This is a genomic window from Sulfurimonas sp. NWX79 (assembly GCF_039667035.1).
Taxonomy (GTDB): Bacteria; Campylobacterota; Campylobacteria; order Campylobacterales; family Sulfurimonadaceae; genus Sulfurimonas; species Sulfurimonas indica.
Window position 1 is genome coordinate 1 of the sequence record NZ_JALCZL010000016.1, and the last position, 21,826, is coordinate 21,826.

The 21,826-nt window shown below is 38.0% G+C and carries 24 protein-coding genes and 1 other RNA gene; 9 read left to right on the plus strand and 16 right to left on the minus strand.

All coding sequences use genetic code 11. The annotated features are described in order from the left end of the window. Positions 1-135 precede the first annotated feature (135 nt). The 3 genes from MNY27_RS07535 to MNY27_RS07545 are packed head-to-tail and all read right to left on the minus strand — an operon-like array spanning position 136 to position 2,718. Positions 136-1,140, minus strand: coding sequence for an efflux RND transporter periplasmic adaptor subunit (locus tag MNY27_RS07535; protein ID WP_152184064.1), 1,005 nt, complete (start codon positions 1,138-1,140; stop codon positions 136-138). After that, a complete protein-coding gene (locus MNY27_RS07540; RefSeq protein WP_152184063.1) occupies positions 1,137-2,318 on the minus strand; it encodes a TolC family protein in 1,182 nt (393 codons plus the stop codon). The genes MNY27_RS07535 and MNY27_RS07540 overlap by 4 nt, the downstream gene beginning before the upstream one ends. Positions 2,319-2,331: 13 nt before the next feature. Next, positions 2,332-2,718: a FixH family protein gene (locus MNY27_RS07545; protein ID WP_152184062.1), complete on the minus strand. Its 387-nt coding sequence runs from the start codon at positions 2,716-2,718 to the stop codon at positions 2,332-2,334. 95 nt (positions 2,719-2,813) lie between these two features. Here MNY27_RS07545 and MNY27_RS07550 point away from each other — a divergent pair, with 95 nt between their 5' ends. Then, complete coding sequence (locus MNY27_RS07550; protein WP_152184061.1) at positions 2,814-3,308, plus strand: hypothetical protein; 495 nt, start codon at positions 2,814-2,816, stop codon at positions 3,306-3,308. A gap of 98 nt (positions 3,309-3,406) precedes the next feature. Here MNY27_RS07550 and MNY27_RS07555 read toward each other — a convergent pair whose 3' ends face one another. Then, positions 3,407-4,534, minus strand: coding sequence for an HNH endonuclease domain-containing protein (locus MNY27_RS07555; RefSeq protein ID WP_346392062.1), 1,128 nt, complete (start codon positions 4,532-4,534; stop codon positions 3,407-3,409). Next, positions 4,527-5,120: a class I SAM-dependent methyltransferase gene (locus MNY27_RS07560; protein WP_346392063.1), complete on the minus strand. Its 594-nt coding sequence runs from the start codon at positions 5,118-5,120 to the stop codon at positions 4,527-4,529. Before MNY27_RS07560 ends, MNY27_RS07555 begins: the two co-directional genes overlap by 8 nt. A gap of 95 nt (positions 5,121-5,215) precedes the next feature. Here MNY27_RS07560 and MNY27_RS07565 point away from each other — a divergent pair, with 95 nt between their 5' ends. Beyond that, the gene (locus tag MNY27_RS07565) at positions 5,216-5,863 is read left to right on the plus strand and encodes a response regulator transcription factor (RefSeq protein WP_346392064.1); all 648 of its coding nucleotides are present in this window, start codon (positions 5,216-5,218) and stop codon (positions 5,861-5,863) included. Further along, positions 5,856-6,968: a HAMP domain-containing sensor histidine kinase gene (locus tag MNY27_RS07570; RefSeq protein ID WP_152184055.1), complete on the plus strand. Its 1,113-nt coding sequence runs from the start codon at positions 5,856-5,858 to the stop codon at positions 6,966-6,968. The genes MNY27_RS07565 and MNY27_RS07570 overlap by 8 nt, the downstream gene beginning before the upstream one ends. Here the strand turns inward: MNY27_RS07570 and MNY27_RS07575 are convergent. Both MNY27_RS07575 and MNY27_RS07580 read right to left on the minus strand, forming a co-directional pair. Beyond that, a complete protein-coding gene (locus MNY27_RS07575) occupies positions 6,952-7,887 on the minus strand; it encodes an A/G-specific adenine glycosylase (protein WP_346392065.1) in 936 nt (311 codons plus the stop codon). The genes MNY27_RS07570 and MNY27_RS07575 overlap by 17 nt on opposite strands. Then, positions 7,887-9,659 carry an ABC transporter ATP-binding protein gene (locus tag MNY27_RS07580; protein WP_152184053.1) on the minus strand — a complete coding sequence of 591 codons (1,773 nt, stop codon included), beginning with the start codon at positions 9,657-9,659 and terminating at the stop codon, positions 7,887-7,889. The genes MNY27_RS07575 and MNY27_RS07580 overlap by 1 nt, the downstream gene beginning before the upstream one ends. 95 nt (positions 9,660-9,754) lie before the next feature. Here MNY27_RS07580 and MNY27_RS07585 point away from each other — a divergent pair, with 95 nt between their 5' ends. Next, entirely contained in the window at positions 9,755-10,033 is a 279-nt protein-coding gene (locus MNY27_RS07585; RefSeq protein ID WP_152184052.1) for a hypothetical protein, read from the plus strand. Here the strand turns inward: MNY27_RS07585 and gltX are convergent. Continuing rightward, entirely contained in the window at positions 10,030-11,427 is a 1,398-nt protein-coding gene (gene gltX, locus MNY27_RS07590; RefSeq protein ID WP_152184051.1) for a glutamate--tRNA ligase, read from the minus strand. The genes MNY27_RS07585 and gltX overlap by 4 nt on opposite strands. Before the next feature lie 89 nt (positions 11,428-11,516). On the opposite strand from gltX, the gene MNY27_RS07595 reads away from it, so the two are divergent. Then, the gene (locus tag MNY27_RS07595; RefSeq protein WP_152184050.1) at positions 11,517-12,356 is read left to right on the plus strand and encodes a peptidylprolyl isomerase; all 840 of its coding nucleotides are present in this window, start codon (positions 11,517-11,519) and stop codon (positions 12,354-12,356) included. Beyond that, complete coding sequence (locus tag MNY27_RS07600) at positions 12,356-12,793, plus strand: deaminase (protein WP_152184049.1); 438 nt, start codon at positions 12,356-12,358, stop codon at positions 12,791-12,793. The genes MNY27_RS07595 and MNY27_RS07600 overlap by 1 nt, the downstream gene beginning before the upstream one ends. Here the strand turns inward: MNY27_RS07600 and arsC are convergent. Further along, on the minus strand, positions 12,790-13,146 hold the full coding sequence (gene arsC / locus MNY27_RS07605) for an arsenate reductase (glutaredoxin) (RefSeq protein WP_152184048.1): 357 nt from the start codon (positions 13,144-13,146) through the stop codon (positions 12,790-12,792). The genes MNY27_RS07600 and arsC overlap by 4 nt on opposite strands. Before the next feature lie 66 nt (positions 13,147-13,212). Between arsC and MNY27_RS07610 the strand changes: the two genes are divergently transcribed. Further along, positions 13,213-13,722 carry a GAF domain-containing protein gene (locus tag MNY27_RS07610; RefSeq protein ID WP_152184047.1) on the plus strand — a complete coding sequence of 170 codons (510 nt, stop codon included), beginning with the start codon at positions 13,213-13,215 and terminating at the stop codon, positions 13,720-13,722. Continuing rightward, positions 13,709-14,197, plus strand: coding sequence for a GAF domain-containing protein (locus MNY27_RS07615; protein ID WP_152184046.1), 489 nt, complete (start codon positions 13,709-13,711; stop codon positions 14,195-14,197). The genes MNY27_RS07610 and MNY27_RS07615 overlap by 14 nt, the downstream gene beginning before the upstream one ends. Position 14,198: 1 nt before the next feature. Here MNY27_RS07615 and MNY27_RS07620 read toward each other — a convergent pair whose 3' ends face one another. From MNY27_RS07620 to MNY27_RS07650, 7 genes are read right to left on the minus strand one after another with little or no spacing between them, the layout of a single operon-like run. Next, complete coding sequence (locus tag MNY27_RS07620) at positions 14,199-15,182, minus strand: lytic murein transglycosylase (RefSeq protein WP_346392066.1); 984 nt, start codon at positions 15,180-15,182, stop codon at positions 14,199-14,201. Continuing rightward, positions 15,169-15,828 (minus strand): N-acetylmuramate alpha-1-phosphate uridylyltransferase MurU, encoded by a 660-nt coding sequence (murU, locus tag MNY27_RS07625; protein WP_152184044.1) that lies wholly within the window; start codon positions 15,826-15,828, stop codon positions 15,169-15,171. The genes MNY27_RS07620 and murU overlap by 14 nt, the downstream gene beginning before the upstream one ends. Next, the gene (locus MNY27_RS07630; protein WP_152184043.1) at positions 15,825-16,766 is read right to left on the minus strand and encodes a phosphotransferase; all 942 of its coding nucleotides are present in this window, start codon (positions 16,764-16,766) and stop codon (positions 15,825-15,827) included. The genes murU and MNY27_RS07630 overlap by 4 nt, the downstream gene beginning before the upstream one ends. Then, entirely contained in the window at positions 16,759-17,841 is a 1,083-nt protein-coding gene (locus MNY27_RS07635; protein WP_152184042.1) for an anhydro-N-acetylmuramic acid kinase, read from the minus strand. The genes MNY27_RS07630 and MNY27_RS07635 overlap by 8 nt, the downstream gene beginning before the upstream one ends. Then, entirely contained in the window at positions 17,834-19,306 is a 1,473-nt protein-coding gene (locus MNY27_RS07640) for a sodium:solute symporter (RefSeq protein ID WP_152184041.1), read from the minus strand. Before MNY27_RS07640 ends, MNY27_RS07635 begins: the two co-directional genes overlap by 8 nt. Then, positions 19,299-20,981: a glycoside hydrolase family 3 N-terminal domain-containing protein gene (locus tag MNY27_RS07645; protein WP_152184040.1), complete on the minus strand. Its 1,683-nt coding sequence runs from the start codon at positions 20,979-20,981 to the stop codon at positions 19,299-19,301. Before MNY27_RS07645 ends, MNY27_RS07640 begins: the two co-directional genes overlap by 8 nt. Before the next feature lie 7 nt (positions 20,982-20,988). Beyond that, a complete protein-coding gene (locus MNY27_RS07650) occupies positions 20,989-21,528 on the minus strand; it encodes a hypothetical protein (protein WP_152184039.1) in 540 nt (179 codons plus the stop codon). A 51-nt stretch (positions 21,529-21,579) separates the two neighbouring features. On the opposite strand from MNY27_RS07650, the gene ffs reads away from it, so the two are divergent. Then, positions 21,580-21,677: signal recognition particle sRNA small type (ffs, locus tag MNY27_RS07655), an RNA gene on the plus strand. Positions 21,678-21,826 lie beyond the last annotated feature (149 nt).

Genomic DNA, 21,826 nt, shown 5'->3' on the forward strand with positions numbered 1-21,826 from the left:
AAAAATATGATTACTTTACATCGTGGGTTGAGCAAAAGTTTGAAGCTTAATTTAGTTGATTATTATTTGGTGAATTATAAGTAAAACTAAAAAATTAAGCACCCGTTTTTTTAATTAAGTCATAAATATTTTATCTCAATATAACCCATTTATTTGTGCATCACTGTCCATCATAAACAGAGCATTGTTAACCACTTCATCACCGGCACTCAGACCATCTAAAATGATGTAGGTCTGGTTGTTAAGCGGTTTTACTGATACTTCTACCGGTTCATACTCTCCTTCAAACTCTCCTATCATAAAGGCATAATATCTTCCGTCTTTACGAATCACTGCACTTTGTGGCAGAGTAAGGTATGTTCTTGCTTTATCTCTTGAGAGTACATCAGCATACATTCCTGGAAAGAGTCTGTGGTCTGGATTTTTGAGACGCAGGCGCATCGTCAAAGTTGCCTCTTTTGGATCTAAATTTGGATAGAGAAGCTTGTTACTGGTCTTATAAATTTTAGGGGTAGTTTTAAAACTTACCTCAAAAGTATTTGCATTTTTTATCCAGTTCACATCATCTTCAAAGATTTTTGTCTCAACCCATATCTCATCAAGATTTACTATCTCAAAGAGTCTGTTTTTTGCATTAAAAGCTGCACCATTAACAATGTTTTTTGTAAAGATGTAACCGGATGTCGGTGCATAGATAGTTGTATTTGGTGAGACATTTTTCTCTTTTAAAACAGCCGCTATCTCCCTTGCATCAACGCCTAAGAGCTCTAGTTTTCGTTTAGCACTTTTGAGCATTCCTTTGTTATTGCGAATTTTTGCATAGTTGTATGAGTTGAGGTAATCCTCTTTTGCCTTATAGACCTCAGGAGAATAAAGTGTCACTAAAGGCTCTCCCTTTTTTACATATTTATATATTTTATCTGCATAGAGTTTCTCCACAAAACCGCCAAAACGAGGGCTTACATCGTAGATGCGTGCTTCATCTGCAACAACATAGCCATAGTTTTTTTTAGAGTGAGAAGTATTCACCTTTTTTACTTTGACAGTTTGGACGGAGAAAAGCTGTTGTACTGTAGGTTTCTCTTTTGCAAATATTGCCAAGGGTAGCAGGAGTGCTAAAAATAGTGTTGATTTTTTCATTTTATTTCACCTCGTAGTTGTGATATCTGTGCCTCAGCACGTTTGTAATTGGCTACTGCTTTTATGCTTTTTTTCTCAAGATCGAGCTTTTGAAAAAGCACATCAATGTATTTAAAAAGGTCACTTCCAACTGAGATGGATGAGCTTGAGAGTTCAAACATATGAGCAACCTGCGGGAGAGCTTCATCTTGAATGATATGGTGTATTTTATAAGATGAGAGCATCTGCTCGTAGTAAAGTTCAAGTTGTGCAAGCACTGCTAGCTCTATATCACTTTGTTTGCTTTTTTTCTCAAGTAAAATCGCACGCTCTTTTTCCTCTTTTGCATCTTCTGTGCCATATATTGGGAGTGAGAGACCCACTCCAAAATTAAAATAGTTGTCAAACTTTTCTCTATAAGCATAACCGGCAATAAGGTTAATATCGGGATAGTTATTAATTTCTGCAAGTGCTACTGCATATGATTGCTTTTGTATCTCTTTTTGTGTGATTAAAAGATCAGGGTTACTCTCTTTAAGTGAATTTTGTAGCTGCTGTAAGTTTGGTTTTTTCTTTATGCTTAGATCAATCGTCAAGTCGGTCACTTTCAGAGCAGCAAGATAAGAGAGTCTTGCATAGGCTGCTGCTTTTTTTGCCTCCAAGGCACTTCTTTGGACTTTTAGGTCTGAGAGCGAGAGTTCTGCTTTCATAATACCCATATGTTGATTATTATCTACACTGGTATAGGATTCATAGAGACGAATGTTCTGTCTCGTTAGTATTATGTACTCATCAATGATTTGTATTTCCTCACGCAACTCCCAGATAGTATAGGCCTCATTTTTGATGCGCCCTACAAGTTTGACTTTTGCAGCATGGAGTTTTTCTTGAAGCAGTTTCTCCTCAGAGAGTGCAATATCTTCTCTTTTTTCTCTTTTAGAGTAGGTGGGAATCTTTTGTTTGAGTGTAAGCACGGTCTGACTCATCGCCTGAGAGCTGTCAATGGTGTTTTTTGTCAGTAGCAGCTCAGGATTTTCAAACTGATCTGCTATATCAATATTTTGCTTATTGGCAACAAGGCGTGCATTGATAATTTCAAGTGACGGAGCGCGTGATAGGGAACTCTCTATGAGCTCACTCAGAGTCATTGCACTGAGTGAGCTTGCAAGTAAAAGTGCACCAAGGAGTAAATTTTTCACCGTCTTTTCCTTTTTAGAAATTAAGTGTCGTTTTTATGCGAGACTTTTTCCCCGTTTTTGGAGTGATGAAAATATGCAGCTGCCATGTTCCGCTCATCGCAAGATTCAAAGTAGCTTCATATTTACCATTGCCTAAGTTTTTTGCCTCTACTTTTGAACTCATTGCAGGCATACCCGGCATTGCAGGCATAAAGGCTTTGAGTGTTACTTTTGCATTATCTATAGCTTTACCACCTTTTTTAAGCTCGACAACAAGAGTGTTTGCTCCTGTTGTAAGTGGTTTTTCAGCTGTGATGTGTGCTGTAGTAGTTCGAAACTTTGCATCTTTAGAGAATGCCGCTGCATGAGAGAGACTTACTCCAAGAAGAAGTGCTAAAAAGATTTTTGTTAAAGATTTCATTTTTTGTCCTTTTTTTATTTTGATAAGAGAAGTATACGAAAAGTTTGTGTTGGGTTTGTGTGGTATACTTTAAAATGTGAAGCAAAGGATAATCTATGGTTAGCAGTTCTAAACTTAAAGAAGTGAGTGGCGATAACTGTTGTAGTGTACAACCAAAAGGAAAAGTGGCATGTCCAGAATGTAGTAAGCTGGCAAAAGGCGTACTTGAAAAAACTTTTGATGCACTTGTAAAAGAAGAGGCAAAGAGTAAACTCTCTTGCATGAGCGATTTTTATTATTGTAAAACGCCGTCATGTAAAGTGATCTATTTTCGAGATGATACAATCCTCACGCAGCAAGATATGAAAGTAATAGTGGGGCTTAAAGATGGTGCTTCTCCAGCTACGGTGTGCTACTGTTTCGGATGGAGCAAAGAGAAGATAGTAGCAGAGATCGAAGCTACAGGAAAAACAATGGCACTTGAAGATATCAAAGCAAAAATGCAAGATCCCGGTTGTGCATGTGAGGTTTTAAATCCAAGTGGAGGATGTTGTCTAGGTGATGTTGGTAAGGCTATTAAGGAGATAGAATCTATAGGAAAATTATCGTAATAGCCATTACAGTAACTCATGTTATGGAAATAGGTAGAATTTAAAGAGTTAAGTTTGGATAAAGGTAATGTTAGTTTGTAATAGTTTGCTGATGTAGATTAAATTTCAAACTTTTCATGCCCTCTATCATAAATCAAATAATCACTTTTTTTGCATAAAGATTCAATAGCGAGTTCAAGATTATTCTCTTTTTTAGAATCTTGCCCAAGTAAAGCAACTGAAAGTTGCGAGTTAAAAAGTATCGGCATTGCTTTTTGGTAATCATGCCAATAATTTATAATAATATTTGCACGTTTTTCAATTAACTTGCGAGTAGGAATCTTATGTTTCTTTTGTTGTTGATTTAAACGTCTGTCTGTTGGTAGCATATTCCATAAGTCATTATTAAACCAGACAGAAAAAGGTAATACATGATCAACATCATAATTATCCCCTCTAAGCTCTTTACCAGACCATACACAAATTTTATTATCAGGTAGAAGATTTCTAATAGTATTGGTTTCTCTTATTTCGAGTGTATCACCTGAAAGTTTGTCAATAATATTTTTGGTAACTTCTTGATTAGCATTAAGTGAATCAGTTTTTTGTTTCCATTTGGAAATAATGGTAGAGGTACCATAAAGGGTTTGTCCTAAGTAACGAAAAATATTATAGTGTTGTTCAGAAATTGAGAAAGTATCAAAACTAACAATTAAAAAATTTGAATTAAAAATATCATTATGAGAAAATTTAATTTCTCCAAATTTGTATTTGTTCGGTGTAAAAAACTCATAGTCTGAGGTACCTGTATATCTCATAGGCATAGTAACAATTTTAGTGGCTATTTTTTTTGATAATTTGAAAAATTCTTTCGATAACTCTATAGATACATTTGGATTTTGCAATGCTTTGGAAAACTGGATATAAGCATATTCCCATTCAACTGATTTGTCTAAGTTTAATAGTTCAAAGATCTTGTCATAAATAGTTGTAATTGGTCTATCTAAAACACTTTTGTTATTTTGTTGAGCAATATTTTTAAACACAAACGGCATATAGTCTATAATCCATTGCTCAATAATTAGTCCTAATGGAATATTTGCTCTACCATTTTCTATGTTTATAAGATGATCATATTTTTGAGAAGCGTTGATTACGCTTTTTAAAAGAACATATTTATAGGTACTTGATGTTGAATCATACTCTATGATGTAGTTGATTTGTCGTAAAGCTTCTATGTTAATCATGTTTAAATACTACCGTAATCCATGTTAAAGTCTCTCTGTCTAAGCTGTCGTTATTTGAAATAGTGGTAATTAAACTAAAATTATATTGTTGAAAGAGTTTAATTATATATTCTAAATCAACATCCTCAAAATATCGTTCATCCTTAGTTCTTTTACCTTGTGAATAACTGATGATTACAGTAGCTTTATCTGTAGTTATTTCTGCTATATTTTTAATAACATTTTCATATGCTGCTTTTTTTAAATGCATCCACATAGCTATTGAAATAATGGCATCAAATTTTATTAAAAAGGGTAGAGTGTTTGCTGAAAAGGGTACACTTATTTGAATAAAATGATCTGAAATATCAGCAAACCGAACTTTTGCATTTTCTATAAACTTTGTTGATGAATCTATACCCCAAATTTCATAATTATTATTCTTTAAAAATGCTAAATCTCTTCCTGATCCAAAACCTATATCTAGAACCCTAGAATTTTTTGGAATATAGTGTAAAAATAATTGATGAAGTGACGACATATTGACATTTTCATATCTGTTAATGAGCTGTGATGCATTGATGTTGTAAAATTCAGTAGTTGTCATTTGATTGTGACCTTTTGTTTATTGCTCACATTCTATCATTGATTTGATAAAATAAATTGTAAAGTAAATCAATATATTTTTTGTTACAATGCATTATGAAAATTTTACTTTTAGAAGATGATACGGCACTGGCACATATATTGGTAGATTACTTAGAAGATGAGTATGAAGTGGTACAGACTTACAGTGTGAAAAAAGCGCTTACACTTACTGAAGAGCAGAAGTTCGATCTTTATATCTTTGACATTAATGTAGCTGATGGAGATGGTATCTCTCTTTTGCGTGAACTGCGTGAGTTTCATGATGAGACGCCTGCTATCTTTATCACAGCTTTTCATGATACAAAGTATCTTAAGTCTGCTTTTGGCGCAGGGGCAAATGACTTTATCAAAAAACCTTTTGATTTGGATGAGTTGGGTGTACGTATTGAAAATCTCAAACGGCATTTTGGATTGGCGAGTTTGGTAGAACTTGGGGAGGGGCTTGTTTTAGATACAAAAACACACAGCCTCACGCAGGAAGATAAAACAGTGCATCTCACACAAAAAGAGAGTGAATGTCTGCACTACTTTTACAAAAATCGTCATCGTATTATCAGCTCTGATGAACTGTTGCAGAATTTTTGGGAGTTTGATGAGATGCCGAGTGATGATGCCATTCGTACCATTGTCAAAAACCTTCGTAAACACATAGGTAAAGAGCATATTGTCAACATTCGTGGGGAGGGGTATAAGTTTGAATGAGTTAGAGAGACGCTCATATTACTCTTTTGTAGCCCTTTATCTTGGCTCATCACTGCTGTTTATTTTGCTGCTTGGGTATTGGTACTACAGTGCGCAGAAGAATGCGCTAGAGAGTGAGATCTACTATAAACTCGAACATATTGCAGACAGGCTCTCTACAAGCATTATCAACGCACAGATGAAAGGATCAACACTCGAGTTGCCAAATGAAAAAGGGTTTGAGTATAGTTTGATACCAATAGAAAAAGCACAAGAGTACAAGCCGGGTTACTATGAAAAAGAGGGTATGAAGGTCTTAGTCTCCGCATCGCCGCAGGAGCATCTCGATGTGAAGTATGTGGTCGTCAAAACAGATACATATTTCAAGAAGCTAGAAGATCTGCAGACTTTGGTACTGAGTGTAATGGTTCTTAGTTTTGGTCTTGTCGTTATTATCGCTTTTGTACTCTCCAAACTTTTTTTAAAACCGCTTCACAACAGAATGGTACAGATAGAGAGTTTCATTCAGGATGTCTCACATGAACTAAATACTCCCATCACAGCACTAAAGATGTCTGCAAGCAGGGCAATAAAAAAAGAGGTTTATGACAAAAAGATATTGACCAATATCTCAATAAGCACCAAGCAGTTAGAGAGTATCTATAAATCACTGACCTTTTTAAACTTCAAACAAAAACAAGAAGAGGCAGAGATGTTAAACTTTAAAAGAGTTGTGCAAAATGTACTTGCTTACTATAAAGAGCTCACCGATGCAAAAGGCATAAAGATTGAAGCTGAGCTTGAAGATATAGAGCTTGAGATGATTGAGAGCCGTGCAGAGTTGTTAGTATCGAACCTGCTTTCAAATGCCATCAAATACTCTATGCCAGAGACCACAATTTCGCTAAAGCTCACGCAGGAGTATTTTTTCATTCAAGACGAGGGTGTAGGTATTGAAGATAAAAAACTGCAGGAGATCTTTGAGATGTACAAACGAGACTCACAGATTGCCGGTGGCTTTGGTGTGGGTCTTAGCATTGTCAAGCAGATCTGTAACAGTTTTGGGATGAAGATCGAAGTTAAATCAGTACTTGGTAAAGGAAGTAGTTTTAAGGTAGTTTTTTAAGATTTAAAGCAGTAAGTGCTTTTGTAACAAGAGAAGAGATAGGTGCACTCTCTAGCTCTTCTAAAGATAGCCAAATAGCATCTTTTGGTGCTTCGTCAAGTCTGTAGAGGTGTACACTCAGACGATACTTTGTATAGGCATGTTTAAAACTGACAAGAAAATCATCTTCAAGTGGGTCAACACAGGGGAGTGAAAGCATTCCTTTATACATACTTCCCTCTGTTTTTACCAATGTGATTTTATCATCCTTTACGCAGACACCATAAAAGAGCTCCATCGCCTCATATTTTGTCTTTTTTGTCTGTGTATAGAGTTCTGGTTCTTCTTTTCCCTGGCACTCTGATGTAAGCGGACACTCTTGGCATTTTGGATTTTTTGGCAGGCAAACCAGGGAGCCTAAATCCATTAGTGCTAAGTTGTGTGCACGTGGCTCTTTGTCGTTAAGCACTTTTACAGCTTGACGTGTAAGCTCTTTTTCACTTGGATTTATCAGTGCGAAGAGGCGTTTAATGACCCTTTTGATGTTTGTATCAAGGACCGGAAGATTTTGATGGTATCCAAAAGCACAGATGGCACTGGCCGTATAGCTTCCGATTCCCGGAAGTTTCAGAAGCTCTTCATAGCTCTTAGGCAGTTCATTTTCGCAGAGTTTGGCTGTTTTGTGAAGATTGCGTGCACGTGAGTAGTAGCCAAGACCGCTCCAAGCAGCAAGCACTTCACTCTCTTGTGCATCAGCAAGTGTCTTGAGTGTCGGAAATTTTGCCAGAAATTGTGGATAGTACTCATCTCTTACACGATTGACCTGCGTTTGTTGCAGCATTATCTCACTGAGATAGATATGGTAGATATTTGTCGTGTTTCTCCAAGGAAGTTCGTGACGACCATTTTTTTCATACCACTGTAGAAGTCTTTTTTGCATCAGAGTAACTGCTCCTTGATAAACTCCTGGTAGTGCCCCTCTTGGTTCTCAAGCTCTTCATGTCTGCCACGCTGAACAATACTACCTTCATGTAAAACATAAATCATATCTGCATTTTTGACAGTACTGAGACGATGTGCGATGGTAATAACAGTTTTGTCTTTTAAAATCGGTTCTAGAGAAGTGAAGAGCTTGGCTTCGGTATGGACATCAAGTGCTGAGGTGGACTCATCAAAGATAACAACACTTGGGTTGGCTATGATCATGCGGGCGATGCTAAGCCTTTGACGCTGTCCTCCTGAGAGGCGGATTCCGTGATGCCCGACAACAGTATCTAGACCATCGGGTATATTCTCAAGCATCTCTGAGAGCTGGGCAATCTCAAGAGCCTTGCGAAGCGCAGCATCATCAATGCTTTCATCTCCCATAGTAATGTTAAAACGCAGCGTTGCATTAAAAAGTATGGGCATCTGCAGGACAAGAAATATCTTCTCACGCACAGAGTGACGATCCAACTCTTCTACGGCTATATTGTTATACAAAAGTGAGCCTGATTTTTTTTCATAAAACCCAGATATCAGTTGTGCAAGTGTTGTTTTTCCACTCCCACTTGCCCCGATAAGTGCGATCTTCGCACGGTAGGGAATGGAAAATGTAATATTTTTGAGTATCTCTTTATCACTGCTTTCATAAGCAAACGATACCGCTTCGAGTCTGATATCAAGCTCTTGTCTCTGCAGTTTTTTCTCTCCGCGTCTCTCAGTACTTAGTTCTAAGAGTTTGTTGATGCGTCCAAGTGCCGCTTTTGCTGAAGCATAACTGTACTGCATAGAGAGAATATCTTGAACCGGTGTCATGATAAACCAGATATAGCCAAACATCGCAAACATCATACCGATACTTAAATCGCTGTAGGCAACAAGAAGCAAACCGGTTGCGCGAATCAGTTCAAAAAGAGAGAGAAAGAGAGTGTAAGAGAGCCTCTCATAGGCAACGCTTTTAAAGCTAAAGGCATTGGCAGCTATTTGGATCTTTTTTGCCTGCTGCAAGGCTTTTGAGAAGAAGTACTCCTCTTTGTTACTGGCTTTTATCTGTCCAAAAAGCTCCAGAGTTTCGCCGACATTCTCTTGAAATGCTGAGATAGCACTGTTTTCTTGGGATTTTAACTCCCCGACACGTGCAGACATCTTTTTACTCATAAACATTATCAGGGGTTGTACAACAAGGATGAGTATGCCTAAAATCGGATCAATGGCTATCATCACGATGCCAACTACCACAAGTGTTAAAACAGAAGCGACAAATTTGCTTGCAGAGTTCATGATGAAAGTATCAAGGGTATCGACATCGGTGATGAGATTGGCAGTAATTGCTCCGCTTCCCAGTGTTTCATACTCATTCATCGCAGTATATTGCAGATGAGTAAGAAGACGTTTACGAATCATAAAAGTTACATATTTGGAAATACTGGTAAAGATTTTTGTTGTCACTACTCCTAAAAGATAGTACATAAAGCGTAAAAAAACAACCACAAAGGTAACAAGGGCAATGTAGTAAAATGCACTGCCACTGCCAAAGAGTTTATCGATTGCAGGGATGATATACTCAGGTTTGTGTAGGAGTACTTCATCGACCATTATTGGTAGCATCAAAGGAACAGGGATGCTGATAACAATAGCAATAAGTGTTATAACCTGTCCATAAACAAAGGCTCTTTTTTTATGTAGAGCGAGTTTAAAAAGGGACTTTATATCGATAGTTCTCTTTTTCATAAGAGAATTATATCTCATTTAAATAATGAGACTATTTTGTAAAAGAAGAAATTTTTAGATATAATTTAAAATTAGAAAAATAATAAGGACAGATTATGAATAAAATATTTTTACTTATGACAATTCTTGTAGTAACAACACTTTCATTGGAAGCAAAAAATGTTGATCCTAAAAAAGAGGAAGCTTTAAAAGAAAAACATGTTAAAGAGCAGATGGAGAGAGAAAAAAAGTTTGCTGAGGAACAAAAGTTCTATCAGGCTGATGAGTATGATTTTTCAGAACAAGAGGTAGACCCTAAGGACTTAGAGACGATTGAAGTTATTGAACCTGAGAATGATTTTGATATTACAGATGTTTACAGGGATGATATCTAGTCATCCACTGTATGTGTAAGAACTGCTTTTGCAATGCGTGAGAGTGTCTCATCACGGCCTAGAACTGCCATAACGACATCAAGCCCCGGTCCACCCATTTTACCAAGCAGTGCGACACGAAGTGGTTGACCGATTTTTCCAAAACCTATCTCCATCTCTTCGATTACCTTCTCCATTACATGGTGATAATCACTTGGAAGGTGTAGCTCATCTGCCTCTTCAAGGCGATTTGCAAAAACCTCTAGAATTTCAATAGCATTCCCTTTAAAGGCTTTTTTTACTGCTTTTTCATCATAGCTTGTCGGTGTCTGGATAATCTCTTCAACCATGAGTGCCAACTCTTTAAGCGTTTTTGCACGCTCTTTAAGAGCATCAAGAAGTATCTCTTTTTTATCATGTGAACTGAGGACTACTCCAAATTCTGTAAGAAGTTCTGTAAGCTTTTCATTTGAAGTGTTTTTGATATAGTGAGCATTGAGCCAGTCCAGTTTTTCTGTGTTGTAGATGGAAGCTGATTTGTTGATATCTTTTGGATCAAAAAGCTCTTTCATCTCTTCCATAGAGAAGATCTCCTGATCGCCATGGCTCCAACCAAGACGCACTAAAAAGTTCAGAAGTGCTTCTGGGAGATAGCCCATCTCTTTGTACGCCATAACATCTGTTGCACCGTCACGTTTTGAGAGTTTTTTACCCTGTTGGTTGTGAATCATCGGTACATGGTAAAACTTTGGAATATCAAAGCCCAGTGCCTCATAAACGACTATCTGTTTTGGAGTGTTTGAGAGGTGGTCATCTCCACGGATAACCTCATTGATACCCATCAGAGCATCATCAACAGCAACAACAAAGTTGTAAGTTGGGCTTCCATCAGCACGGGCAATGACAAAATCATCTAAGATATCTTCCGCTTGAAAGACTATATCTCCTTTTACACCATCATGTACCACTATCTCTCCGCTAAGCGGTGCTTTGATGCGGATAACGGGCTCAATTCCTTCTGGAGGCGTACCGTCAAAGTCACGGTATCTTCCGTCATACTTTGCACGCTCTTTGTTTGCCATCTGCTCCTCACGCAGGGCGTCAAGCTCTTCTTTTGACATATAGCACTTATAGGCTTTGCCTTCATCAAGAAGTTGTTGTATGTATTTTGCATAGATAGCATCGCGTTTGCTTTGGTATGTTATCTCACCGTCAGCTTCAAGACCAAGCCACTCAAATGCTTTTAAAATAGCCTCTGTAGCCTCTTCGGAGTTTCTTTTTTTATCTGTATCTTCGATACGCAGAACAAATTTCCCATTGTTTTTTCTAGCCCAAAGGTAAGAAAAAAGTGCTGTACGAAGTCCTCCGATATGAAGATATCCTGTAGGAGATGGAGCAAAACGAGTAACAACCATGATACGCCTTTATAATATAATTAGTGGAATTTTAGGCTATTGTTGGTTAAAGGTTGGTAAAATACAAAAAATAAACTAAGTGGATTAAGATGATAAAACTAATATTGGCACTTTTTGTAGTAGCCTCACTGCAGGCAAAAGTATATGATGGCGTGGCTGTAGTTGTAGAAGATAAAGCAATAACACTCTTAGATATTAAAAAAGAGATGCAAACAGAGCATATCGATGTAAAAAAAGCAACAGATATTTTGATTCGTAAAAAGCTTGAGAGTATTGAGATAAAAAAGAGAAATATCTCTGTAAGCTCTTCAGAAGTGTATGATGACATCAAAAAAATGGCACAAAGAAACAATATGAGTGTGAGTGATTTTTATGATGCTGTGCGTGAGGCTAACGGGCTGACATCAGAGCAACTCAAAGTCAAGATAAAACAGAAACTGCTTTCACAAAAACTCTATAGTGCTATTGCAATGTCTTCTATGAGTGAGCCAAGTGAAGAGGAGATAAAAGATTATTTTGAACTGCATAAGAATGACTTTAAGCATCCTGCCTCTTTTGCAGTTGTTATCTATGATGCAAAACAAAAAGATCTTCTTCAGGAAAAAGTAGACAATCCGATGTTTTACTCACCGCAAATTGCAAGTAACGAGCAGGTACTGCCATACAACAGAATCTCTCCTGAGCTTGCATCTCTGCTTTCAAAAACAGCAGTTGGACATTTCACGCCAGTTATTCCAAACGGAAAGGGCGGATTTATGAGCTTTTATATAAAATCTGTCGAGTCAGCAAAAGATATCACACTAGAGAGCATGAAGTCACAGGTTATCAATGCCATTATGGCAGAAAAACGTGAAGCGATTTTAAGTGACTACTTTGCAAGACTGCGTGACAATGCAGATATCAACATCATAAGAATGCCGGAAGCATAATGTTAAGTGATACAAACTTCATTAACATTGCCGCAGAGATTGCCTCAGCTTCGAAGTGTGTCTCCAAACAGGTCGGTGCCGTCATTGTAAAAGACGGACGCATCCTCTCCACTGGTTACAATGGTACTCCGGCAGGATATACGAACTGCTGTGAGCACTGGAATGATGAGTACACTCATGAGCATCATGACTGGAGTAAGACCTATGAGATTCATGCAGAGATGAATGCCATCATCTGGGCGGCACGTAAGGGAATCAGTATTGAAGGTGCGACAATCTATGTAACGCTTGAGCCTTGCAGTGAGTGTAGTAAGAATCTTATTGCTTCGGGTATCAAGCGCATAGTATTTTTAAAAGAGTACGAACATACCCACTCTGAGGTTGTCTCTACGTTTTTAAAAGACAATGGCGTGAGTATTGAGAAGTTAGAAGTTTAAGCTTCTAAAAACTCTTTTGCTTTCTCCGGTGGACGAGCAATGATTGCTTTGTCGCCTTTTATGATAACAGGACGCTCAATGAGTTTTGGATTTTCTACCATCGCTTCTATGAGCTTCTCTTCATCTACTTCATCTTTGAGACCTAGCTCTTTATAAACAGCCTCTTTTGTACGCATCAACTCTCTTGCAGAGCTAAACCCCAACATCTTTAAAAGTTCTTTTAACTGCTCTTTTGTTGGTGTTTCCTCAAGGTACTTAACAACATCTTTTTCAACACCTGTTTCATCTAAGAGTGCAAGTGCTTGACGTGATTTTGAGCAGCGTGGATTATGCCAGATTTGTATTTGTGACATTAGTTTTCCTTTTTTTTGTTGTAATTTTACACTATAATAATCATAATTGATTAATAAGGCTACCCTATGAAAGAGAATCGTTATAGCAAGTTGAGTGAATTTGCCAAAGAGTTGTTGACAAAACGTTCCCTAGAAGAGGGAATGCCTTTGATTGCCAAATATGTCAAAGATGTTATTGAGGCTGAGCGCTGTTCCATTTTTATTTATGACAATATCAAGCATGAGCTGTGGACAACCATCGCAGACGGTGTTGACAGAATAACATTGCCGGTAAATAAGGGCTTGGTTGGCTATACTATAAAAATTAAAAAACCTGTCATCGCTAATGATGCTTATGAACATGAAGAGTTCTTAGCCGAGGTGGATGAACGTACAGGATATAAAACGAAAAATATTGTTACTGCACCTATTTTTGATTCAGAACGAAAGATCATAGGTGTGTTGGAACTTTTAAATAAAAAAGATGATTTTGATACGGAAGATGTCAAGTTTATGATATTCTTTGCACACTATATCAGTGGTTTTTTAGAACTTTTAAATATATATATGAGAAAGGAAGTTGATGAAAAAATTTAATCAGATTGCCGAATTTGGAAAAAAACTGATGGCAATGGATGATATACAGAAAGTTTTAGAACTCATAGCTGATGAAGCAAAAAGTTTAGTAGATGCAGACCGATGCTCTATATTTATAGTAGATAATGAAGATAAGATTTTATGGACAAAACTGAGTGATGGGATAGGCAGAATAGTAATTGGACTTGACTCGGGGATCGTTGGTGTTACATACAAAACAAAAGAACCGCAAATTGTAAACAATCCTTACGAGGATGAGAGATTCTTACCAAATATTGATAAAAAGAGCGGTTATACGACTAAAAATATGATTACGGTACCGATCTTTGACTCCAAACGCAATGTAATGGGAGTGATGCAGCTTCTGAACAAAAAGCGTTTTGATTTTGAGAGAGCAGATTTGGAACTGCTGACATTTTTTGCAAACTATGTAAGCGGAAGTCTGGAGCTTGTCATTTTAAATGAGGACAGCTAATTTATTGAGTTTTCTCTAAAGCCTTGTGTGCATCATAAGCTAAGCGGATAACTCCAATAGCATAGTTAGAAGAGTTGTTGTAGCGCATTATCTTCGCAACATATATTTTTAAATAGTCAAGTTCAGGTCGATTCTTTGTGAAACATTTATATTTTTTACCTGTTTTTTTGTTCTTCTCATAGATAAAAGAGCAGTTTTTGTTTTTAAACTCAAATGCATACCATTCACTCTCTGTCTTTTTTATATCGGGCATCTTATCCCACGCTATCAGTTCTGTAAATTTTGCTTTTTTATGTAGAAATTTTGCAGCGGAAAGAATAGCGTCTTCCATCTTTGTAAGGTCTGCAACTTTACCATAGTAGCTGTCTGTATAGACAAAGGAGTTTGGCATAAACTGCGGTATTCCGACAGCTCCTGCATAAGAGCTTGGAAGATTACACTGCTCAGGCTCAACCCCCTCTTTGTAACAGTGCTCAATAATGGATGCCATATTCGTTTTACTCATATTCAGCAGCCATTTTTGGCGTGAAGTTTTTGGTTTTGTGCGGGTGAGAATTGTATTAAAGACGATGAAAGCATCATGTTTTGGTTTTATTTTACCAAGCTTGGTCTCTTTGAGCAGAATTGCTGCAATGATCTCACGATTGACACCATACTTTATCTCTGCCAAGTCATAAGCATGCTGATACTCGTTGAGGTTGGTAACCATCTTTGGAACATATTTGACAAGGACATTGTTGGCTTTTTTTTCTCGCTCTCGATGGTACTTTATCTTTGATGGCTGAATGTACTTCCATGTAATCTCATCGTACTTTTGTGTTTTAAAGTAAGAGAGTAAAAATCTGTTGGCATACTCATAAGAAACCCCATGTTTGACAACTTTTTTACAGATATCTGTGTAGTGCGGATTTTTAAAAGTACAGTTGTCATATTTTGCCCAGAGTGTGGATGTTAACAGTAAAAAAAGTATGCTAAAAATTTTCATTTATCTCTTTTAATCTCTCAGGTGTTCCGATATCATACCACAGACCTTCATAAAGCTCTCCGGAGAGTTCTTTTTGCTCTGCTATCTCACGCAAAAGAGGTGCCAGAGGGGCTTTTGAGGCTCTGATGTCTTGAAATATTTTTGGATTATAGTATCCTATACCTGAAAAAGTATACAGTTCATCACTTTTATTCAAAATCAAAGAGTCCTCTAAGCCAAAATCTCCCTCTTTGTTATGCGAGGGATTGGGAACTAAGATGAGGTGGGCAAGTTTTTCTTTTAAATCAAAGTTCGGATTGAATGAATAATCACAATATATGTCACCATTGACAACTAAAAAAGGCTCATTGCCTAAAATATCCAAAGCTTTTAGAATTCCACCAAGAGACTCCAAAGCTCCACTCTCCTGCTCATCAGAGTAGTAGATCTGAACTCCCCAGCGTGAGCCATCGCCTAAGGTTTTTGGGATAAGATGCCCCAAATGAGCAATATTGATAACAATCTCTTTAAAACCGTTTTTTGCCAGATTTTTAATATGCCACTCAATAAGTGGAGTACCACCGACAGGCAGAAGCGGTTTTGGAATCATATCTGTCAGTGGACGCATTCGCTCACCGCGACCGGCTGCTAGTATCATTGCTTTCATCGTGTCAGCCTTTTGAGCAGTTTTGAGAGCTCTTTTGTCTCATCATATCTTTGTGCGGCATCGAGTGTGTAGTGTAGGGTGAGTGGAATATCTTTAAGGTATCCATCCTTACCGTCACGCAGGTGGAGACGGGAGAAGATGCCAAGAACTTTGATATGACGCTGCATTCCCATAAAATCAAACCACTTTATAAACTCAGCATCACTTGTCTGTGGAGATGTTCTATCTCGAAAGTAAAGAACAAGTTGTAGTATTGACTCTCTGTCAAAGCTGATATAGCAATCTTTTAGCAGTGAGACAAGGTCATAGGTAAGTGCACCATTCATAGCATCTTGATAGTCGATGATACCAAGACTTCCATCCTCACGCAGCATAATATTACGTGAGTGATAGTCTCGATGAACAAAGATATTCTGTGGTTGTCTGAGTACTACATCGCTGATGCTATCAAGTGCCTTATTTAGAGTATGTACTTCTTTTTGCGTGAGAGAGTGCCCCAGTTTTTTCTCCAAGTACCACTCCTGCATCAGATCCATCTCAAAATGTAAAAAGGTTTTATCATAAAGAGGCAGACTATTTGCATCGGCTCTTTGCATCTTGAATATCTCATCTATTGCTTTTTTATAGAGCTCTTTAAAGTTTTGTTGTGTGAGACTTTGAAGTAGGTGCATATTGCCAAAATCTTCAATAATTAGATACCCTGATTCAAGGTTTTGCTCATATACTTTTGGTACATTAACCCCAGCTTGTGAGAGCCTTTTCGTAACATCTAAAAAAGGTGCAAGAGACTCTTTCTCAAGAGAAGAGTCCATCAAAAGATAGCTCTTATCTGCTTGCGTGAGACGGTAGTATTTTCTAAAACTTGCATCTGCTGAGGCTATAGTCAGAGAATAATTTGCATATTGTGTTGTTTGCAACCATGTTTTTATCTTATCCATAGATGGCTCCTAAAAGGGAATCTTTTTTTGCCCCTGTAATTGATGAAAGAGGGACTTTTTCATTATGTAAGCGTTTATAGGCAAGCCATGCAAAGAGCATTGCTTCTAAAAAGTCACTGTTCATGCCATAGTCATCACTTTTTCTAACTTCACAGCGACACAGCTTTTTAAGCCGCTCAACTAAGAAGCTGTTCTTTGCACCGCCTCCACAGAGGATAAGCTCATCAGATTGGAGTCTGTTGATTGCATTTGCAATGGATGAGGCTGTAAGTTCAAGCAGTGTTCTTTGAATATCAGCATCAGAAACAGTTACAAAATTTTTGAGATACTTCTCCAGCCACTCAAGATTAAAGTATTCACGTCCTGTGCTTTTTGGAGGCTCTTTTGCAAAGTAACTATCTTTTAACATCTTTTGAAGCAGATCCATATTGAGCCTGCCACTTTTTGCAAATGCACCATCTCTGTCATAGGGCTTTTTTTCTATTTTCTGTATAAAACTGTCCATTAAAACATTACCACAGCCTGTGTCCCAGCCCAAAAATTCTTTACCAAGGTAAGTGATATTTGCCATACCGCCGATGTTGACAACGGCAATATTTTTATCATCACGAGCAAAAATCTCCCTATGAAAAGCAGGAGCAAAAGGAGCGCCCTCTCCACCATTGGCAATATCAGCTCCACGAAAGTCTGCAACTGTTGAAATGTCTGTCTGTGCGACAACAACGTTGGCATTGCCAAGTTGCATTGAAAAAGGGTATGTCGATATTGGTTCATGCCAAAGTGTCTGCCCATGTAGCCCGATGGCACAAATCTCTTTGCGTGAGATAGCGGAATTTTGTAAGAGGGCATTGATAGCTTCAGCAAAAAGCTCTCCAAGTTTGACATCTAGTTCGCCGAGCTGTTTGAGAGATGTATCGTTTGCAATGGTGTGAAGAATCTCTTTTTTTAACGCTTTTGGAAAAGGGTGTTCATAAGCTTCAATGAGCTTGCAGGTATGAGTATCTATTCCACAAAGTGCTACATCCACTCCATCCAAACTTGTGCCGCTCATGACGCCAATGTAATACTCACACATACTTTTTTCCTCCTAACATTATGACAAAAGAAATAGCAGTTCCTATAACCAACTGCCAGGCAAAACCTATATGGATACCAAAGATATAGGGTTGTAGTGCTAAAATCGTAAAAAAGCCGCCAAGTAGAGCGGGTAGTACTGTTTTTGAACTGCCCCTGTTTGTAAAGATAGCAGCAAAATAGACTCCCAAAAGCCCTGCATAGGCAAAGCTCATGACTCCTAATGCAAAACCGATAAGAGAGAGTTCGCTCTCGCGCTGCCAAAAGTAACTCACAACTGCCATCAGTGTTAAAACAGCTGCAAAAAAGAGTACGGCATTGCGTGAGGCTTTTAGGAAGTGTGCTTCATTGGTGTTAGGTACATTTTTAAGTCTCCATGGTTTGTAGATATCTTCAACTGCTACACTTGCCATGGCACCAAGAACCGAGTTGGTGCTTGAGAGTGCTGCAGCAATGGCTCCAACGGTAACAAGTCCGCGCAGACCTTCTGGTATCTCATTTAAGATGTAGTACATAAAGATAGTGATACTTTCACCTTGAAAGCTCTGAGTGAGCGGCATATTCTGATAGTGTAGATAGAGTAGTGCTCCAATGCCTAAAAAAAGTAGGACTATGGGGATAGTGATAATGATGGAAAGAAGAAGTGACTTTGTAGCATCCTCTTTGTTTTTGCAGCTAAGAACACGTTGTGCCATATCCTGATCAAGTCCAAAAGCGGCAATGTTTAAAAGCAACCATCCGCCAAGCAAGGCAGGGATACTGAATTTTCCATCAAAAGAGGTGTCAAAAAAGTTAAGTTTGCCATGCTCACGCAGAGACTCTATAATATTTACATCACCTAAAGAGGTGTAGAGATACCATGCTACCAAAATGCCTGCTCCAACATAGGTGACAGCTTGAATGATATCGCTGTAGATGATGGACTTTATTCCTCCAAAGTAGGCATAAAGCAGTGCTCCTGTGATAAGAATAAGAATAGAGACAAGCATATGCCAAAAGCTGATATCTAAAAAGAGAATCATACTCACTGCTAGGGCTCCGATGTAAAGACGTGCTCCACTGGCAAGGATACGGCCAAGCAAAAACATCATACCCGCTTGTTTCTTTGCCTGTTCGCCGTAACGCTTCTCTAAAAGTTCATAAACCGTGACTGCTCCCATTGCATAAAACTTTTGGATAAGAAACTTTGCTATGAAAAAGACAGCTAAGAGTGTGGAGAAATAAAAGCCGATGAAGGTGAAATCATGGGCGTAAGAGAACTCCGGAACACCTAAAAAGGTGGCTGCTGATTGGCTGGTCGCAACGATGGAGATGGCAACACCAAGCAGCGGCATAGAGTTGGATGCTACAAAGTAGTCCCGTGCGTTTTTTATCTTAAATCTGCTAAAGAAATACGAACTTATTGCCAAGATGGCAAAGTAGCTGAAAAAGACAAGCCAGTCCACTCCTCCAAATGTACTACTCATCGGCACTCTTAAGTTTTAGCTCTTTTACGCCTTGACGCACGGCTTGCATAAATTTGACTCCGGGGTCTGCTTTTTTTGTTCTGTACCCTCTATCTTGTTCAAGCCAAAGTGGAGAGTTTTCCATTTTTCTATATTCGTGATGTCCTATAAGATATGCAATACTTGGGTATTTCGCTTTAAGGTATTTAACAAGAGCAATATTTGCTTGAACTTGAGCAGGTGTCAAGTCCTCTTTTTTATTATCTTCTCCGCCGACATTCTCTATACCTATACTTGAGTAGTTCAGTCCTATCACATGGCGTGCCATCCAGTTGTCTGGCATCAACTGATAGATAGTACCGTCACGGTCGATGAGGTAGTGGGCTGAGACATTTAGAGCTGAGGCAGCTGCTATCTCTTTTCTGTCAGTTAGGAGTTTTTGTGGATAGAGTCGTTTGAAACTATCTTCTAGATCCATTACTGCTGTCCAATGTAATACAATGACTTTTGGTGTGATGCTTATATCTTTTGCATTAATGCCGTAATGTTTTTTGATATAGGCCTTTGTCATTGCCTTTCGTTCATCTTCAAAGATGATGGGTTTTTGAATGATGCTTTGTTTTGTGTGTAGATTTGCGATGCGACCATTTGCCTCTTTGATGCGTGAGAGAGGAATTTTCCCTGCTTTTACCTGCTCTAGGATGGTATCAACTATCTCTTGTGTTGAGTTATGCGAGAGCTGATTGCCAAAAAGCAGGATATCTACACCTGCATTGATGGCAAGGGTGAGAGCCTCTTTGAGTGAGTAGTGCTTGCTGATGGCTTTCATCTGCATATCATCACTGATAATGACACCTCTAAAGCCAAGTTGTTCACGTAGAAGTTTTTGGTTTATCTTGCGTGAAAGGGTTGCTGGGTATTTGGTATCAAGATGTTTATTAAAGACGTGAGCTGTCATTATGGCATTTAGTTTTCCCTCACGCAGGAGTATCTTGTACGGCTCTAGTTCTTTTGTACTCCAGGTATTTGTGATATCGACAAAGCCTTTGTGAGAGTCTGTCAGTGAAGAACCGTGTCCAGGAAAGTGTTTGGCAACCGAGATAATATTATGTTTTGTTTGTGCACCAATGAGTAGGGAGGCTACTTTGGCTACTGTTTTTGGATCAGCTCCATAAGAGCGTTCAAGTTGATAGATAACTTGGTTACGTGGCTCGATTGCCAAGTCCAAAACAGGAGCAAAGTTTATATTTATTCCAACGTTTTGAAGCATTTTTGCCTCTTTGTTATAAAGCATCTTTATGAGTTGCTCATCATGAGAAGCGACTGCTTTTGCAGAAGGAATCTCTACAAATCCATACGCAGGTTTGAGTCGTGCTACACGTCCGCCTTCTTGGTCTATGGCTATAAAAAGAGGCTTCTCTGAGTAGCTTTGAAGTACTTGTGTGAGGTTTTGGAGTTGTTCGGGTGACTTGATGTTTTTTGTTTTTTCTCTTTTGTGAAAGTCTCTGTCAAATAAAATCACACCACCTAAATCATACTTTTGTATATCTTTTATAATTTGGGAGTCTTTATCTACAGTAGCTGTATCAAACCCTATAATAAGCATTTGTCCTATCATCTTCTGTAGAGTTGTATCATCTGACAGCGTTGCGTGAGCAAAGTTTAAAAAAAGTAAAAAAAGAAGTACAAGTTTCATAAAAATCCTAACTGTTTATAAGTTTATTTATAGCATCAATTTGATTAAAAAGAAGTGATTTTGCCTGCTCTTTTGTCACCTTTTGCGGCTCGAAGTGGTCACTGACAACTTTAAAGATATGAAACTTTTTGATGGCAGGATTGTGAATGACGGCATCATAAAAACCGTAACTTTCCATATCAACTCTATCATATACGGGGCAGGATATCTCTTTGGTCACACAGTTTATAGGAGGTTTTTGTGTATCAAAGATATATTCAATACCTTCATATAAAATAGCACCACACTCTATGAGAGTACCAATTTTATAGTTGTGTGAAGCTGCACATATACCAGCATTCATATATATATCTTCATTGCTAATGTCAAAATGGTTGATAAGTGTTTGTGTGGCAAGCCGGGCATTTTCTACACCTATCCCGGAGATGATAAGTTTTATCTGTTCATTTGAGAAGAGTGTATAGCTGTCTAGTTTGGATTTTGTAAGCTTGTAGTAATCTACAAAGGCTTGAGCTTCAGGTTTTAAGGCAGTTACTATGTAAGTCATGAAGAAGATTATACCATTTTTAAGAAAAAGCTGTTATAATTTCGTCGCTTCTCTTTAGACCTGTGCAATGGGTGTTTGAGACAATGTGTCAGGGTAGGAATACAGCAGCACACCTTAAACATTCATGTGCCGCAGCCATCTGGAGAGGGGCACCTTCATTTTTTTATTCTCTGCCTCTTTTTTTCATGTAACTAATTCTATTTAAGCAACAGATGTAATTTTATTTCGGAAAAATTATTAACAATTTACAACAATGTTAAATTTTATTAGTGTTACAAATTATCACATTCTTATTTAT